The organism is Rhizobium sp. CF122 (assembly GCF_000282035.1).
In the GTDB taxonomy this organism is placed as follows: Bacteria; Pseudomonadota; Alphaproteobacteria; order Rhizobiales; family Rhizobiaceae; genus Rhizobium.
The window spans coordinates 27,710-41,811 of the sequence record NZ_AKKA01000069.1 but is presented as its reverse complement, the minus strand read 5'-3'; the positions used below and the strand labels follow the sequence as shown (position 1 = coordinate 41,811).

The 14,102-nt window shown below is 60.1% G+C and carries 14 protein-coding genes and 1 pseudogene; 8 read left to right on the top strand and 7 right to left on the bottom strand.

The window, feature by feature from the left end:
* The first annotated feature begins 339 nt into the window (after positions 1-339).
* From PMI09_RS30370 to PMI09_RS12680, 5 genes are all read left to right on the top strand, one after another.
* Positions 340-537 (top strand): hypothetical protein, encoded by a 198-nt coding sequence (locus PMI09_RS30370; RefSeq protein WP_007794020.1) that lies wholly within the window; start codon positions 340-342, stop codon positions 535-537.
* Positions 538-597: 60 nt separating this feature from the next.
* Positions 598-1,242 carry an alpha/beta hydrolase family protein gene (locus PMI09_RS12695; RefSeq protein ID WP_037082969.1) on the top strand — a complete coding sequence of 215 codons (645 nt, stop codon included), beginning with the start codon at positions 598-600 and terminating at the stop codon, positions 1,240-1,242.
* A 173-nt stretch (positions 1,243-1,415) separates the two neighbouring features.
* Positions 1,416-2,318 (top strand): ABC transporter substrate-binding protein, encoded by a 903-nt coding sequence (locus PMI09_RS12690; RefSeq protein WP_443216180.1) that lies wholly within the window; start codon positions 1,416-1,418, stop codon positions 2,316-2,318.
* Positions 2,315-3,013, top strand: coding sequence for a L,D-transpeptidase (locus tag PMI09_RS12685; RefSeq protein WP_007794013.1), 699 nt, complete (start codon positions 2,315-2,317; stop codon positions 3,011-3,013). Before PMI09_RS12690 ends, PMI09_RS12685 begins: the two co-directional genes overlap by 4 nt.
* A 74-nt stretch (positions 3,014-3,087) precedes the next feature.
* Positions 3,088-3,399 carry a hypothetical protein gene (locus PMI09_RS12680; RefSeq protein WP_224567625.1) on the top strand — a complete coding sequence of 104 codons (312 nt, stop codon included), beginning with the start codon at positions 3,088-3,090 and terminating at the stop codon, positions 3,397-3,399.
* A 52-nt stretch (positions 3,400-3,451) separates the two neighbouring features.
* Here PMI09_RS12680 and PMI09_RS12675 read toward each other — a convergent pair whose 3' ends face one another.
* From PMI09_RS12675 to PMI09_RS12660, 4 genes and pseudogenes are all read right to left on the bottom strand, one after another.
* On the bottom strand, positions 3,452-5,788 hold the full coding sequence (locus PMI09_RS12675) for a glycoside hydrolase family 2 protein (protein WP_274533078.1): 2,337 nt from the start codon (positions 5,786-5,788) through the stop codon (positions 3,452-3,454).
* 29 nt (positions 5,789-5,817) lie between these two features.
* Positions 5,818-6,729 carry an SMP-30/gluconolactonase/LRE family protein gene (locus PMI09_RS12670; protein ID WP_007794006.1) on the bottom strand — a complete coding sequence of 304 codons (912 nt, stop codon included), beginning with the start codon at positions 6,727-6,729 and terminating at the stop codon, positions 5,818-5,820.
* A 100-nt stretch (positions 6,730-6,829) separates the two neighbouring features.
* Entirely contained in the window at positions 6,830-7,651 is an 822-nt protein-coding gene (locus PMI09_RS12665) for an SDR family oxidoreductase (protein ID WP_007794003.1), read from the bottom strand.
* 267 nt (positions 7,652-7,918) lie between these two features.
* Positions 7,919-8,673: pseudogene (locus PMI09_RS12660) on the bottom strand (IS110 family transposase).
* A gap of 218 nt (positions 8,674-8,891) precedes the next feature.
* Between PMI09_RS12660 and PMI09_RS31350 the strand changes: the two are divergent.
* Positions 8,892-9,065 carry a hypothetical protein gene (locus tag PMI09_RS31350; protein ID WP_157213370.1) on the top strand — a complete coding sequence of 58 codons (174 nt, stop codon included), beginning with the start codon at positions 8,892-8,894 and terminating at the stop codon, positions 9,063-9,065.
* A gap of 43 nt (positions 9,066-9,108) precedes the next feature.
* Here the strand turns inward: PMI09_RS31350 and PMI09_RS12655 are convergent, their stop codons facing one another.
* From PMI09_RS12655 to PMI09_RS32205, 3 genes are all read right to left on the bottom strand, one after another.
* Positions 9,109-10,269, bottom strand: a complete 1,161-nt coding sequence (locus tag PMI09_RS12655) for an IS110 family transposase (RefSeq protein WP_007793995.1) — start codon at positions 10,267-10,269, stop codon at positions 9,109-9,111.
* 153 nt (positions 10,270-10,422) lie between these two features.
* The gene (locus PMI09_RS12650; protein ID WP_007793993.1) at positions 10,423-11,610 is read right to left on the bottom strand and encodes a phytanoyl-CoA dioxygenase family protein; all 1,188 of its coding nucleotides are present in this window, start codon (positions 11,608-11,610) and stop codon (positions 10,423-10,425) included.
* A gap of 58 nt (positions 11,611-11,668) precedes the next feature.
* Positions 11,669-11,824: a hypothetical protein gene (locus PMI09_RS32205; protein ID WP_244423763.1), complete on the bottom strand. Its 156-nt coding sequence runs from the start codon at positions 11,822-11,824 to the stop codon at positions 11,669-11,671.
* Here PMI09_RS32205 and PMI09_RS12645 point away from each other — a divergent pair.
* Positions 11,750-12,727 (top strand): LacI family DNA-binding transcriptional regulator, encoded by a 978-nt coding sequence (locus PMI09_RS12645; protein WP_244423762.1) that lies wholly within the window; start codon positions 11,750-11,752, stop codon positions 12,725-12,727. The genes PMI09_RS32205 and PMI09_RS12645 overlap by 75 nt on opposite strands.
* 61 nt (positions 12,728-12,788) lie before the next feature.
* Positions 12,789-14,006 carry an adenylate/guanylate cyclase domain-containing protein gene (locus tag PMI09_RS12640; RefSeq protein WP_007793987.1) on the top strand — a complete coding sequence of 406 codons (1,218 nt, stop codon included), beginning with the start codon at positions 12,789-12,791 and terminating at the stop codon, positions 14,004-14,006.
* Positions 14,007-14,102: the final 96 nt, after the last annotated feature.

The window sequence follows — 14,102 nt, the reverse complement described above, 5'->3', positions numbered from 1 at the left end:
TGGTTGCAATATAAATCGTTGATCTACTCTAAGAGGCCGGCTTTTTGATTTGCGGCGCAAAGGTTTCCATGAGTAAATCTGCGAGGTGGGGCCACGGGTCACCGAGCAAGCGCAGCATTAGCCGCCGGTGCGTCACGGGGAGTGGCATCCGCTGACGGCGTAAAGATTCAACTGCCCAAGGATAACCACTGGCCGTTATGGGGTTTTTGTGCAGAGTTTCAGTCGATATCCGATGTATTGGTAATGAATCCCCGCGGTTGGCGAGGCGGGAAATGTTGTTGGGCGTGGTTGGAACATTTAGCACGGTCGCAGGTTGCTTCCCTAAATAGGAGCGAAGCGATGCTGATTCTTGAAGAAATTCTCCTCGTTTCTGCCGATCGGGTGGCGTGCTGTCGCGGTCAGCTCGAATTGGATCTCGGGCAAATGATCGATGAGCTCGAGCGTTCGGGATTCTCCCGCAAAGAAATATTGGTCGCCCTGAGCGAAATGATCAGCGAAGAATTCTCGGCCCTTCCAGACATGCCGAGATTCCACTGATCGCATCTGCCCCGCCCGTACGATATGGTCGGAATTCGCTCATTGCGCTATGACATCGTAATGAGCGAGAAGTTCCTGATCACCGGCCCGGACAATCCATCAGCCACCATCATGCTTGCCCACGGTGCCGGCGCGCCGATGGACTCGAAATCCATGACAGCTGCCGCAGACGCGCTTGCGGCGGCCGGGTTCCGTGTTGCGCGTTTTGAGTTCGCTTACATGGCTGCACGCCGGACGTCCGATGCGCGAAAGCCACCACCGAAGGCCGAGACTCTAATCCCCGAATATAGGGAGGCGGTAAAGGCACTCGCGAGTTCGGGTCCGTTCATTATCGGTGGCAAATCCATGGGTGGACGAGTGGCAAGCATGGTGGCGGACGAGCTCCACGAGCAGGGGACGATCCGTGGATTATTGTGCCTTGGCTACCCCTTCCATCCACCCGGCAAGCCGCAACAGTTGCGCACGGCGCATCTGGCGAACCTGCGCACGCCGACGCTTATCTGCCAGGGGACGCGCGACGAATTCGGCACGCGTGAAGAGGTGACGACCTATCCGCTTTCTTCCGCAATATCAGTCTTTTGGCTCGAGGATGGCGACCACGATCTTGCTCCGCGGAAGAAGATTTCCGGTTTCGCTGTTGCTGATCATCTCGCCACAATGGCTGCGCGCGCCAAGGCTTGGGCAGACGAAAACTGCCTCCCGTAGGCGCAGCCGGGAACGTCAACTCGACTTGACGGATGTGAAAGCTTTATGCATCTTCGCGTGCAAAGTGTGACGTGCATATCTACGATCCTATATCGCATGTTTGGGGGACAGGCATGGCGAAGCGCGTAGCATATTCAGGGCTCTTTTCATCCGTCTTCGCCGCAACGCTTGCAATGAGCAGCGCTGCCTTTTCCGCCGACCTCGTAATCGCGATGCCGAACTGGCCTTCCGGACAGGCGACGGCAAATATCCTCAAGGTCGGCATCGCCAAGGAGTTCGGGCTCAATGCCGATGTGCAGGAGCTTGGAACGCTGCTTGCTTTCAACGGCCTGGAGAAAGGCACAGTCGACATCCATCCGGAGGTCTGGCAGCCCAACCTCGAAGATGTCATCAAGCGGTTCGTTACGGAAAAGGGCGTCGTCGTTCTCGCCAAGCATGGAGTGCCGGCTTGGCAGGGCATCTGCACGACGCCGGCTGCCGCGGAGAAGGGCCTGAAGACGATCGCGGATCTTAGCGATCCGGAAAAGACGAAGATTCTCGATACCGATGGTGACGGTAAAGGCGAGATGTGGCTCGGCGCGCCCACATGGTCTTCGACAGGGATCGAGCGGGTCCGGGCGAATACCTACGGCTATGCGAAAAACCTGACGCTGGTCGAGTCGGAAGAGGAAGTCGCGATGGCCGGGCTGGACATTGCCATTGCGACGAACCAGCCGCTGGTCTTTGCCTGCTACGCACCACATTTCATCTTCGACCTGCACAAGATCGTCCGCCTTGCCGAGCCTGCGCATGATGCCAGCAAGTGGAAGCTCGTCGGTCCCAACGATCCGCTTTGGATCACCAAGTCCTCGGCATCGACGGCCTGGGACGCGGCCAATTTCCGCATCGGATATGCAGCGGCTTTCGAGAAGAAGCACCCGGATATCGCCGCGTTCCTGGAAAATGTCGATCTGTCGCCAGAGGAAGCGACGGCGATGAGCTATGCGCTCGAAGTCGAGCGTATACCGCCACTCGAATACGCGACAAAATGGGTCGCCGACAACGCAAAGCGCGTAGATGGGTGGGCTAGCAAATGACGGAAAGCAATAGACTTCCGGCGAAGGTGAGAGAGGTCGGACGTGCACGTAAGCTGACCTTGGCCTTGATCGCGGTCGCCGTGTGTGTTGGCCCGCTTGCTGCCTGGGCGCAGACCCAGATCTACGATTCGAAGACGCACACCTGGGTCGACTACGACAAGAAGAAGGCGCGCCAATACTACGCGCGCAACAATCAGCCGCCGGAAGCATTCCGGAGACAGCCCGTTCCCTTCCGAACGGCCGAGCCGCCGGGAACAATCATCATCGATGGCAACCAGCATTTCCTCTATCTCGTCCAGCCTGGCGGCCAGGCTATCCGCTACGGCATCGGCGTCGGACGCGAAGGCTTCGGATGGGCCGGGATCGTGCGCGTCGGCCGGACCGCGGAGTGGCCGACCTGGACGCCGCCGGCCGAGATGGTGGCGCGCGACCCGAACGCGGCAAAGTGGAAGGACGGAATGCCGGGCGGACCGGAAAATCCGCTGGGTGCCAGGGCGCTCTATCTCTACGAAGGCGACCAGGACACGATCTATCGTATCCACGGGACCGCAGAACCTTGGACCATCGGTCTCGACGTCTCTTCCGGCTGCATCCGCATGAACAATGACGACATCGTGGATCTCGAGTCGCGGATCAAGATCGGCGCCAAGGTGATCGTGCTGATGCAGGGTGCAGCGCTCTACAAGGGCGTCTGACAATGGGCCCGGCACAGCGCCGGAGATGGAGTAAATAACGCTAGTCGGGGGACAGGATTTTGGGGCAGAACATCGTGAGGGGAATTTCAATCGGCCGCGCAATAACGGCAATAACAAGCGCGGCGCTCCTTGGCGCCTGCACGCCGCCGACGCCGCCAGCGCCTGAAAGCATGGCACGCACCACGCTGCAGACTGCCCCGGCGGATCTGCAGCTGCTTTGCGCCAATTCCGCGGCTGGAGTTGCCGGTCCGAACGCCAAGGTATTGCCGACCGCTTCCCGCCAGTTGCCTGACGGCACCTTTGGCGTCGACCTCGATGCCGGCGGCAAGAAGTTCTCGTGCATCGTCGACAACAACGGCACGGTGCGATCGGTGCAACCGGCATAGTCCGGATACACGGCACGCCCTGCCAGAAGGATTGGGCGTGGCTGCAATATGCTCAAACCGCCGTCAGTTCGACCTTGACATCAGGGAAGCGGCTGCTGCTTACCTGCACGCTGATTGCGCCCGTCAGTCCGATCGCTTCCAACCAGAAACCGGCCGTGCCGCCCTGCAGCGGAACCGATACTGGACCAACAATCTTTGCGGGCCCGTCGACGTGCAGGGTCACACTGTCATTTATGAAGGGCAAGCGCTGGCCCTGTTGATCAAGCGCGCGAATGACGACGCGGGTCGCGTCGCGCTCGCGCGCCTTCAGCGTCGTGCTGTCGGCAACGACCTGCAGCGTCGTCGGCAGCGGGTCTGCGACAAGCGTCAACCTGGCGACAGGTTCGCCGTCAATGTAGCCGGTGAATTCGCCGTCGATCCATTCAAGGCCCCAAGTGCCAAGCTCATCCGGCGTGAAATGACGGTGGTCGAGAACGACGGGCGGGTGCGGCAGGTGCGGGTAGTTCTCGCGGTCGGGACCGATCCGCTTGGTCACTGAGCCGTAGCGCAGCTCGACCTCGTCGCAGTTGGTCAGGACGATCAGTGGCAGCACACCGCCGATGTTGCGCTCGCCGCGAGCCCAGAACGTGACCGGCTTCATGACGATCTCTTCGGAGGGATCGCATTGGCTTGCATAGACATAGGCCGCAAACTTCGGCTCGCGGAACATGTCCATGACGCCGTGGTAGCAGATCCGGTCGCCGGAGCCGAAGTCCTTGTGGGTGTTGTAGTCGAACATGCACCAACCGATCGCACCCGCGATGTCAGGATCGCCGTAGGCGGCGTTCAGCACCTCGAGATGCCGGCGGACATGCTCGGCCTGCCGGGCTTCCTGGTCGTAGATCTTGGTGGGATACATGTGGCCACCAAACTCGGTGATCATGTACGGCACCTTGTACGACAGGCCGGTGGATTCCTGCTGTGGGCGAAGCGCCGTGCGCGGGCGGTTGTTGCCGGGCAGTTCCTCGTTGCCGAGGATGAAGTCGTTCATCGTGTAGACGTCTTCGAGCAGCTCGCTGTCGGTTATGTAGCGGACGCCGCCGGTCTGGCGCGTCGGATCGAGTTCACGGGCAAGCCGGTTGGTCTCGACATAGAAGTCATGGCTGTCCTGCGACTCGTTGATGCGAACGCCCCAGATGATGATCGAGGGGTGGTTCCAGTCGCGTTCGATCATCCGCCGGACATTGCGGATCGATTCCTGCTGCCACTCCTCGTCGCCGATATGCTGCCAACCTGGAATTTCCTCGAAAACCAAGAGACCGATGCGATCGCACCGGTCGAGGAACCACTTCGATTGCGGATAATGCGACGTGCGGACGATATTGCACTTCAGCACCGACTTCATGATGTCGGCATCGCGCTCCTGGGCCGATCTCCCTGCTGCATAGCCGACATAGGGGAATGCCTGGTGACGATTGAGGCCGCGCAGCTTCAACGATCGGCCGTTGAGCATAAAGCCTTCGGGCGTGAATTCCGCGGTGCGGAAGCCGAAATGCGACGAGACGCGGTCGGAGCCATGGCTTGTCTTCAATTCGACGGTCAATTCGTAAAGCGCGGGATTGGCGATATCCCAGAGGGAAATTCCGGTGAGGCTACCGAAGGAGAGCGTCAGGTCTTCACCGGTCGTCTCCGCGGAAGCCGTGGCAAGCAGGCGTCCGTCGGCATCCTTCAGCGACGCGGATACCGAGCCCAGGAACGCAAGCTGCTGCGGATTGGCAAGATCGACGCGCACACTTGCCGACTTTTCCTCTGCCAGCACGTTGTGGGTTTCGATCTTCAGGTTGCCAACCGAGAGCGGATCTGTGACCTTCAGCCAGACGTCACGGTAGATGCCGGCATAGGTCAGGTAGTCGATGCGGCCGCCGAAGGGTGGAATCGCTGGATTTTCGCTACCGTCGATTTTTACGGTGATCAGATTGTCGCCCACGGCCAACCGGTCGGTGAGGCGTGCTTCGAACGGCGTGTAGCCATCCTTGTGAGCGATGACCTCTTCGCCGTTCAGGTAGACGACGGCATCGGCCATGGCTGCGTCGAAGACGAGCGAGACCTCGCGGCCCTCAAACTCCGGCATCCAGCGCAGGATCTTCTGATAGGTGAATGCCCGCTGATAGCTTTTCTCATCGAAGTAGTTGAACGGCAGTTCAACGGCCGTATGAGGCAGGCTGACGGTCGCCGTGCCATCGAAGTCCTCGAGCAAACGCCGGCCGAAACCCTCGTGAAAACTCCAGCTTTCGTTGAAAGAGACGACGGAACGCATCTCAAGCTCCCATGAAAAAGGCGTTGCGGATGGATTGGCGCCGGTTGCGGGCGCGTGAAAACTCGAACATCGGTGGTTCTTTCTGGATGCAATGCCCAGCCCCAGGCAGCGCTGAGGCGGGCCTATGGGTACTGGGCGCCGTTGGTCGTGGTGTAGATCGAATACAGGGATTGCGTGGCCGTGATGAAGAGCCGGTTCTTTTTCACGCCGCCAAAGGCGATGTTGGAGACCGTCTGCGGCACCTTGATCTTGCCGAGCAGCGTGCCGTCGGGCGCAAAGCAGTGAACGCCGTCGGCTGCGCTGGTCCAGAGATTGCCGCTGGCATCGAAACGGAAACCATCGGGCACGCCGCGGTCAATCGAGCAGAAATACCGGCTGTTCGTCAGCTTCCTGCCGTCGACGACGTCGAAAACGCGGATATGGCGCGGCACCTCATGATTGGAAGAGGCGGAATCGGCGATGTAGAGCTGTTTTTCGTCGGGCGAGAAGGCAAGGCCGTTCGGTTGGATGAAATCGGTAGCGACTGCTTCGATCTCGCCGGTCGGAGCGTCGATGCGGTAGACGTTACGGGTTTCCTGCTCCGGTTCCGCCTTGTGGCCTTCGTAGTCGGACATGATTCCGTAGCTCGGATCGGTGAACCAGATCGAGCCGTCCGATTTGACGACGACGTCGTTCGGAGAGTTCAGGCGCTTGCCCTTGTAGCTGTCGGCCAGCACCGTGATGCGGCCGTCAAATTCGGTGCGGGTGACGCGCCGGCCGCCGTGCTCGCAGGAAATCAACCGGCCCTGGCGGTCGCGGGTGTTGCCGTTGACGTAGTGCGAGGGAGAGCGGAAAACCGAAACACTGCCGTCGGGCACCCAGCGCATCATCCGCTCGTTGGGAATGTCGCTCCAGAGCAGGCAATTCAGGTCGGAGAACCAGACGGGACCTTCGGCCCAGCGGCAGCCGCTGTAGAGTTCCTCCAGCCGGGCGCTGCCGGCGATCAGGCCGCGGAAACGGTCGTCACGGATGTCATAGAGCGCATCTTCCGACACAGGTCAGCTCCTCCCAAAGCGATATGACGCTCTTCGTAAACGTAAACGGTGATGTGTTCCAGAGCCCGGCGCCGGCAAAAGCGTCGGGCTCTGCATTTTTTCAGAGGGCTGTGTCCGGATGCGGAGAGCCGTCATAGGCGCCCCAGATCGACTGGTCGAAGCAGATCATGGACCCGGTCATGAGGCCGGATTCCGCCGAGGAGAGATAGGCGCAGGCGCGTGCCACTTCCTCGGGATCCACGAGGCGGCCGAACGGCTGGCCGGCGGCCGCCTTTTCCAGCCAGTCAGCAGGTGCGCCGTGAAATTCCCGCTGAATGCGATCCTCGCCCTCGGATGCCATCCAGCCGATGTTGAGGCCGTTGACGCGGATGCGGTTGCGCAGCAGTGCGTAGGCCGTGTTCTTCGTCAACGTTTCCAGGGCACCCTTCGAGGCGCAATAGGCGGTAATGAAGGGCTGCCCTGCCTTGGCCGACATGGAGCCGATATTGACGATCGTGCCCTCGATCTTCTCACGACGCATCACCTTCACCGTTTCCTGCATCAGGAAGAACGGCGCGCGGACGTTGACGGCGAACATGGCGTCAAAGAGTTCCGGACTGGTATCCAGGATGGTTCCGCGGTCGGTGATGGCGGCCGCATTCACGAGAGCATCGACGCGGCCGAACGTCTGGTCGCAGACATGAACGACGTTTTTCGCATCGTCGACCTGCCCGAGATCGGCCTTGACATAAACGACATTGGCCCCCGTGGCGGCAGCGATCTCTTCGGCCTTCGCCTTCCCTTTCTGCTCGTTGCGGCCGCAAATGACGAGGCCCTTGGCGCCGCGCTCGGCAAAGAGGCGGGCAATCGTTGCCCCAAGGCCCTGCGTACCGCCGGTTACGATAGCGATTTTGCCGTCGAGGCGGCTGTGGTCTGTGGTCATGCACTCCTCCAATGAAAGAACACAAGGGGCAAAACGCCTTGAACTGGCGGCTTTTCCTTGGGTTCGGTTTCGTTTTGATCGGCATTGACGCCGATCGGCTCAATCTTTTGCTTCCGCTGGACAGAGTGTTGCCGTCCTGCGGTTCTCGAGCCATCTCCAATGCGTGACCTGATGCGTTGGCTTCGGTCACAGAGTGACGTTCGGCTCCCGGTTTCCCATTCTCCTTGAGGAGCGCAGCCCAGACCTGCCGGGCTCGCTAGAAGTGCATCAGGACAACCGGGACATCGTCGACGCGCCTTCCATTGGGCTTTCGCCGCGCGGCTCATAGGCGCGCTGGTCGCGCAGGATCTGGAAGGCGATCGTCAAAAGCTTACGCGCAATGGCTACGCGCGCCTTGTTTACTCCTCTGATCTTCAGGTGTTCGTATTGGGCGCGCAGTTGCGCATCGCTGGCGATGGCAGGTGTCACCGCTTCGACGAAGGCCGAGCGCAGCCACTTGTTGCCCTGCTTGATGATTTTGCCGTGATAGGTCTTGCCGCCGGACGAATAGGTCGCGGTCGTCTGTTCCGGATAGCGATCAAACACCGTCACGATGCGGTTCTTCGTCATCGTGCGCAGCCGCACGTAAAACATCCGCTCGCGTAGCGCGACACGCAGCTCGCGGGCCTTGTCGCTCGGTGCCCAAGCCTGCGGCACCAGGTCGGCTCTGAGCAGATGCGCCAGCACCGTCGCATCGATCTTGTCGGTCTTGATCTTGGCGTCGCCTTGACCTTCAACGGATGGGCGAGAACGACATCATCACAAATGTCGTCGAGCCAGTCATACATCACCATCCAGTTGCGGGTGGCCTCGACAACGGCATGCGAGTTCTCCCGGTAGCGTTCGAGAAACCCGCCAAGCGACTGGCGGTCGTTCTTCACCCGGCCGGATCTGAGCGTCTTGCCGCCCGAATCCTGGACGACCAGATGGCTATAGGATTTGTGGTAGTCGACGCCGATATGGTAATCATAACAGGCAGTCATGCTTCCAACTCCCTTGTTGAGATCTCGAAAACCCCAACAGGATAAGCCGAAAGGCTGGAAGCGTGACTGTCCCTCGATCATCACCTGCATATCAGTGATCCGTTCTCTCCAGAGGCGACCTCTTTCATGTCACCTCACATGGGAAAGTCTGCGTCAAGTCGGTCATAAGAAATCACTCCTTTTCACGGTATCGGCTCCAGGTTCCAAAGCCCGACTGCATGACACAGCTCGTTTTGCCGAGCCTGATCAACCTCACATTCGGTCGGCGCTGTCGCGGCCGTACCAAGATCCCGCTTGCGGCGGGTAGGGCTCAGGACGACGAGACCATTCTCCATTACCGGCATTTCGCCACGGTGACATTCGGTTCGTCGACCCGGATCCGCCAGGATTGATGAGATCCTGGTAGATTTCGGAACGGGTGATGTGTGGTGACAATCAAGCCCTCTTCATGATTGCCCCTTCGATGACGACACCCGAGGCGACGTATTTCCAGATTGCCACCAGCAGCTTGCGGGCTAACGCGACAATGGTCGACTTCTTCATACGTCCACCGTTGCGGTGGACGCGTGCATTGAACCATTGGCTCAGCACAGAGTTCGGCTGATGTCGTAACCACAGCCATGACAGCTGTATCAATGTCACCCTCAGCCTCGGATTGCCCGCTTTTGAAACGCCCTGTTCCCGATCAATGGCTCCGCTTTGCCAAGGTGTCGGAGCCAGTCCAGCATAGGCGGCGACCTGACGGCGGTTGTCAAAATGCCGGAACAGCCCTTCCACCCACAGGATGTTTGCAAACTCAGTGCCGATCCCCTTGATCTCAAGTAGCATCGTGACCGGCGAGGGCATCGTCTCCGCGGTCTGCGCAGCGATGAGCGCGTCGCGCTCGTCCTCGACTGTCCTGATCTGTTCGAGCAGAAGTTCCAGCCGATCCAGTTCCCGACCAATCTGCGCTCTCATATGCGTCGGCAAGGCACGCCCGTCGCCAGTCTGCAAGTCTTCCAACTGTTGCCGCCGATCCGTATTCATTGGCTCATAGTTGGTGATGCCTTGCGAGAACAGCAGCCCCTTTATGCGATTGACATGGGCGACCCGCTCGGCTGTTAGCGCCTTGCGCTCCCGGCCAATCCGTCGCCGGTCTTCCTCGTCAGGCGATGGTGCCCGTGCCATCGAGCACACGCGGGGCTCTCCTCTCTTATACGCCATCAGGACCCGAAGCAGCGCCTCGCCATCGATACGATCCGTCTTCACCCGCCGGTGGCGGCGTGATGTCGCGATCGACGCTGCATCCACAACATGACTTTCGATCCCCGCCTTCTCAAGCACGCGATGGATCCAGAAGCCGTCGAGCCCGGCTTCCTGAATGGTGACGATAGGATAGTCATTCCTGGTTTTTGCCCGGCATCTCTCCCGCAACTTCGAAAGCAGACCAAACAATCCGGCGACGTCTCCTGCCCTCAAAGAGTGTTTCGACATCCTCTCACCGTTCCCCGGCGACAGCGACGTGATCAGCCAGGTCGAACGACTCAGCTCCAGTGAAACGAAGATTGCACCAAGGTTCGTGTGAATGGCGATCGCGCCTTTTTCGGTCTTAAACATCGGGGCCTCACAATAAGTGCGTTAAGTTACGGCCACTCATTCTGCAAAAACGTCGGCCGTCATGCACCCATGGGATCTCCTTTGAATGATGGGTATATGCCAAAAGCTCCCGGCGCCAAGGCGCCGGGAGCAAAATTCGTCAATACGGATGCGTCAACTCAGTCGCCGCTCGCTCTGTTGCGCCAGGGCCGACGAGAACCTCGCATCGTCCCAATTCTCCTGCAGCGCCTCGTGCATCAGTTGCGCCTGCGTCTTCGGGGCAAGGCCACCGATCGGCGGGTCGCGGTCGAGGTTGGTCGGGAACGAGTAGCCCTCGGCGCAGGCAGCAACCGCGTTGCCGATCTCGGCTTCGGACAGTTTCTCCTTCAGCGACTTCAATGCCGGGAACAGCTTGGCGCTCATGCGCTCGCGATTGACCGTCTCCATGGCGCGGCCGAAAGCGGAGGAGACCTGCAGCAGATTGGCGACGCGCTTGATGTCGGTCGAGCGGTTTGTACCGGCTGCGTGGAAGAGGGCCGGATTGAAGAACACGACGTCGCCCTTCTCGAGCGGCAGCTGGACATGATTGGTCTCGAAATAGTCCTTGAACTCCTGGCGCTTGAGGGCGAGGTAACCAGGCTCATAGGTCTGGCTGTGCGGCAGGAAGAGGGTAGGCCCGCTCTCAAGCGGCATGTCGCAATGAGCGACCGCGCCCTGCAGCGTGAGTACCGGCGAGAGCCTGTGCACATGCGCCGGGAACTGCTCGATCACCTTGGAAGACTGAAAACCGAGATGGTAATCGCGGTGCGCGGACTGCGCCGCGCCGCCCGGATTGACCCGGTTGACCTGCGCTGTCATTTGATAGCTTGGGCCGAGCCAGGCTTCGCTCGCAATCGCGATGATGGGGTTTGCGTAGTATTCGGCGAAGTTTTCGGGATCGGCGAGGCAGTGCTTTTCCAGCGAATTCCAGATGCGGTCGTTGGCGCCCGGCTTGGCAAAGTGGTCGCCGCCTCCGGTTGCGGTCCGGTGTTGCTCCTCGATGATCCCGTCGAATATTGCGCTGGCGCGGTCGATGACACTTGTATTCCTGTAGGCGCGCTTGAAGACGACGACGCCCGGACCTTCGCCGAACGCTTCGCATATCTCGGCGAGGACGGCGCGGCGTCCTTCAGGACTGGCGATCGCTGCTAAGACCTTGGCACTGTCGTAGATCAGAATGTTCTTTTCCACCGCCTCTGCCGTCGGATAGTCTGTCAGAGCCGTTGTCTTCTCGGCAAGCTTACGGAAATCGCCGAGATCGCAGGCATCCTCGGTCAGCCAGACGCGATCGGCGCGCAGTTTTTGTCGATTGTCGGTTTTCATCAGGTGCTCCTCCCTTTCCGATGAGGGCACTATACGCCGCCGGCAGGTGTGTTATAGATCAGAAATCCATCAAAAAACCATCAGATTGGATTGGATGGCGCATCGGTTTCTCGTCAAGGACATCGCCTTCCAGGCCGGGTTGAGCACCGCAACCGTCGATCGCGTCCTTAACGGTCGAAGCGGGGTTCGACACCAGACGGTCCAGCGGGTTCAAGCGGCGATCGCCGAGCTCGAGAAACAGCAGACCGGCGCGGAGGTGAGCGGACGAAAACTCGCGATCGATGTCGTCATGGAAACGCCGGAGCGCTTCAGTACCGCGGTTCGCGATGCGTTCGAAGCGGAGGTCGCTACGTTCCTGCCAACGATTTTTCGCTGCCGCTTCCATTTCGCCGAGGTGATGAAGCAGGCTGACCTGGTGCAATTGCTCGACCGAATCCGGCTGCGCGGCACCAACGGCATCGTGCTGAAGGCGCCCGATGTTCCAGAGGTGGTTGTCGCCGTGGCCCGTACAATCGAAGCGGGGATTCCTGTTGTGACGCTGGTGACGGACCTGCCCAATTCGTCACGCAGCGCTTACGCAGGTGCGGACAATCGCGCGGCCGGCGAGACGGCCGCCTACCTCATCGGCGAGCATTTCAGCGACGCGCCAGGGCGCGTCCTTGTGACACTTTCCAGCGGTCGTTTTCGCGGAGAGGAAGAGCGCGAGATCGGCTTTCGCCGCGTGCTGCGCGAACGCTATCCGCTGATCGGCGTGACCGAGATCAGCGAAGGGCACGGCACGGACGCGGCGACGGGAACGCTGGCGATGCAGGCGATTGAAGCGGATCCGGCAATCAACGCGGTCTACTCCATCGGCGGCGGAAACCGGGCGGTGCTCGCCGCCTTCGAGGCGGCGCAACGGCTGGTCCGCGTGTTCGTCGCGCATGATCTCGATGCGGACAATCGCGCGCTGCTCATTGCCCGCAAGATCAGCTTCGTGCTTCATCATGATCTGCGCACGGACGCCCGATCTGCCTTTCGCACCATTATGGCTCACCCGGTCAGAGGCGGAATTGCGCCTTCGGCATTGTCGTCGGTGGAAATTGTCACACCTTACAACATGCCTTCTGCGGGTTGAGGTTCGCCTTTCCCTTGTCGGCAAAATCGCGATACAGCTTTCGCACAGCGAGGGAAACGGCATGGAATACAGCGATATAGGGACAGTTGCGGCATGGCTGACGGAGCAGGGGCTGAAGGGCGCCTCCGAGGCCGAATTGCTGACCGGGTTCTGCAACACCTGCCGCGAGCGCGGCCTGCCGCTCGATCGCGGCATGGCGCTGATGGACACGCTCCATCCCGTCCACGAGGGACGGGCATTCCGCTGGGATAGCCGGGAAGAGGTCGAAACCGAATTCGAGTATGGTCCCTCCAGTGAAGGTACTGCGCTGGAAAGTTGGCAGCGCTCCGCCTTCTACTATCTTTGGGCCGGAGAAGAGAACGAGGTTAGACGGCGTATCGGCTTCGGCGATCCGATTGACTTCGTCATGCTCGACACGATGCTCGAGCAGGGCCATACCGATTTCGTGGCGATGGTCCACCGCTTCGCCAAGGCGGGCACGATCGGCGAGATGGATTGCTTCTTCTCTCACTTTGCGACGCGCCATCCAGAGGGCTTTTCCGATCACGACCTCATCATCCTGCGAAAGTTGGTGCCGGTACTGGCACTTGCGATCAAGTGCATTGCACTGGCGCGTATCGCCAGGACGATTGCTGAAGTCTACCTTGGCGGCGATGCCGCCCGGCAGGTGCTCAAGGGCAAGATCACGCGTGGTAAGTCGGAGCGGATCTCGGCGGCTCTTTGGTTTTCGGATCTTCTGAATTACACCAAGATATCCGACAGTGCGCCGCCGGAAGAAATCCTGCCGATGCTGAATGCCTATAGCGATGTTGTCATTTCGGCGATCCACGAAGCCGGCGGCGACGTGTTGAAGCTGATCGGCGACGGGGTGCTGGCGATCTTCAAGGCAGGCGAGCCCGCCGATGCCTGTTGCGCGGCGCTTCGGGCCGAGAGATTGCTGCGGCAGAAGCTCAAGACACTGAACGACGAGCGTGCGCTTGAGGACCGCCCGACAACCGAGGTGTACATCGGCTTGCACATCGGCGATGTCTTCTATGGCAATATCGGCAGCCGTGAGCGGCTGGACTTCACCGTCATCGGGCCTGCCGTGAATGAGGTCAGTCGGATTGCATCGATGTGCCGCTCGGTTGATCTCAACGTGCTGATGTCATCGGAATTTGCGGCAACGATTCCAGAAGAGGAGCGCGGCGCGCTGGCCTGTATCGGTCGCTATGCACTTCGCGGCGTCAAGCGCGCGCAGGAACTCTATACGCTGGAAACGGCGCGAATGGGGACCTGATCGTCTTCAGGGTGCCCGCCTCGAAGAAATTTCACGGCGTTGTCGCCTTCTGCCGATAGAGGATTATATCGCGTTTAAGAGGCGATGCCTCTTTCA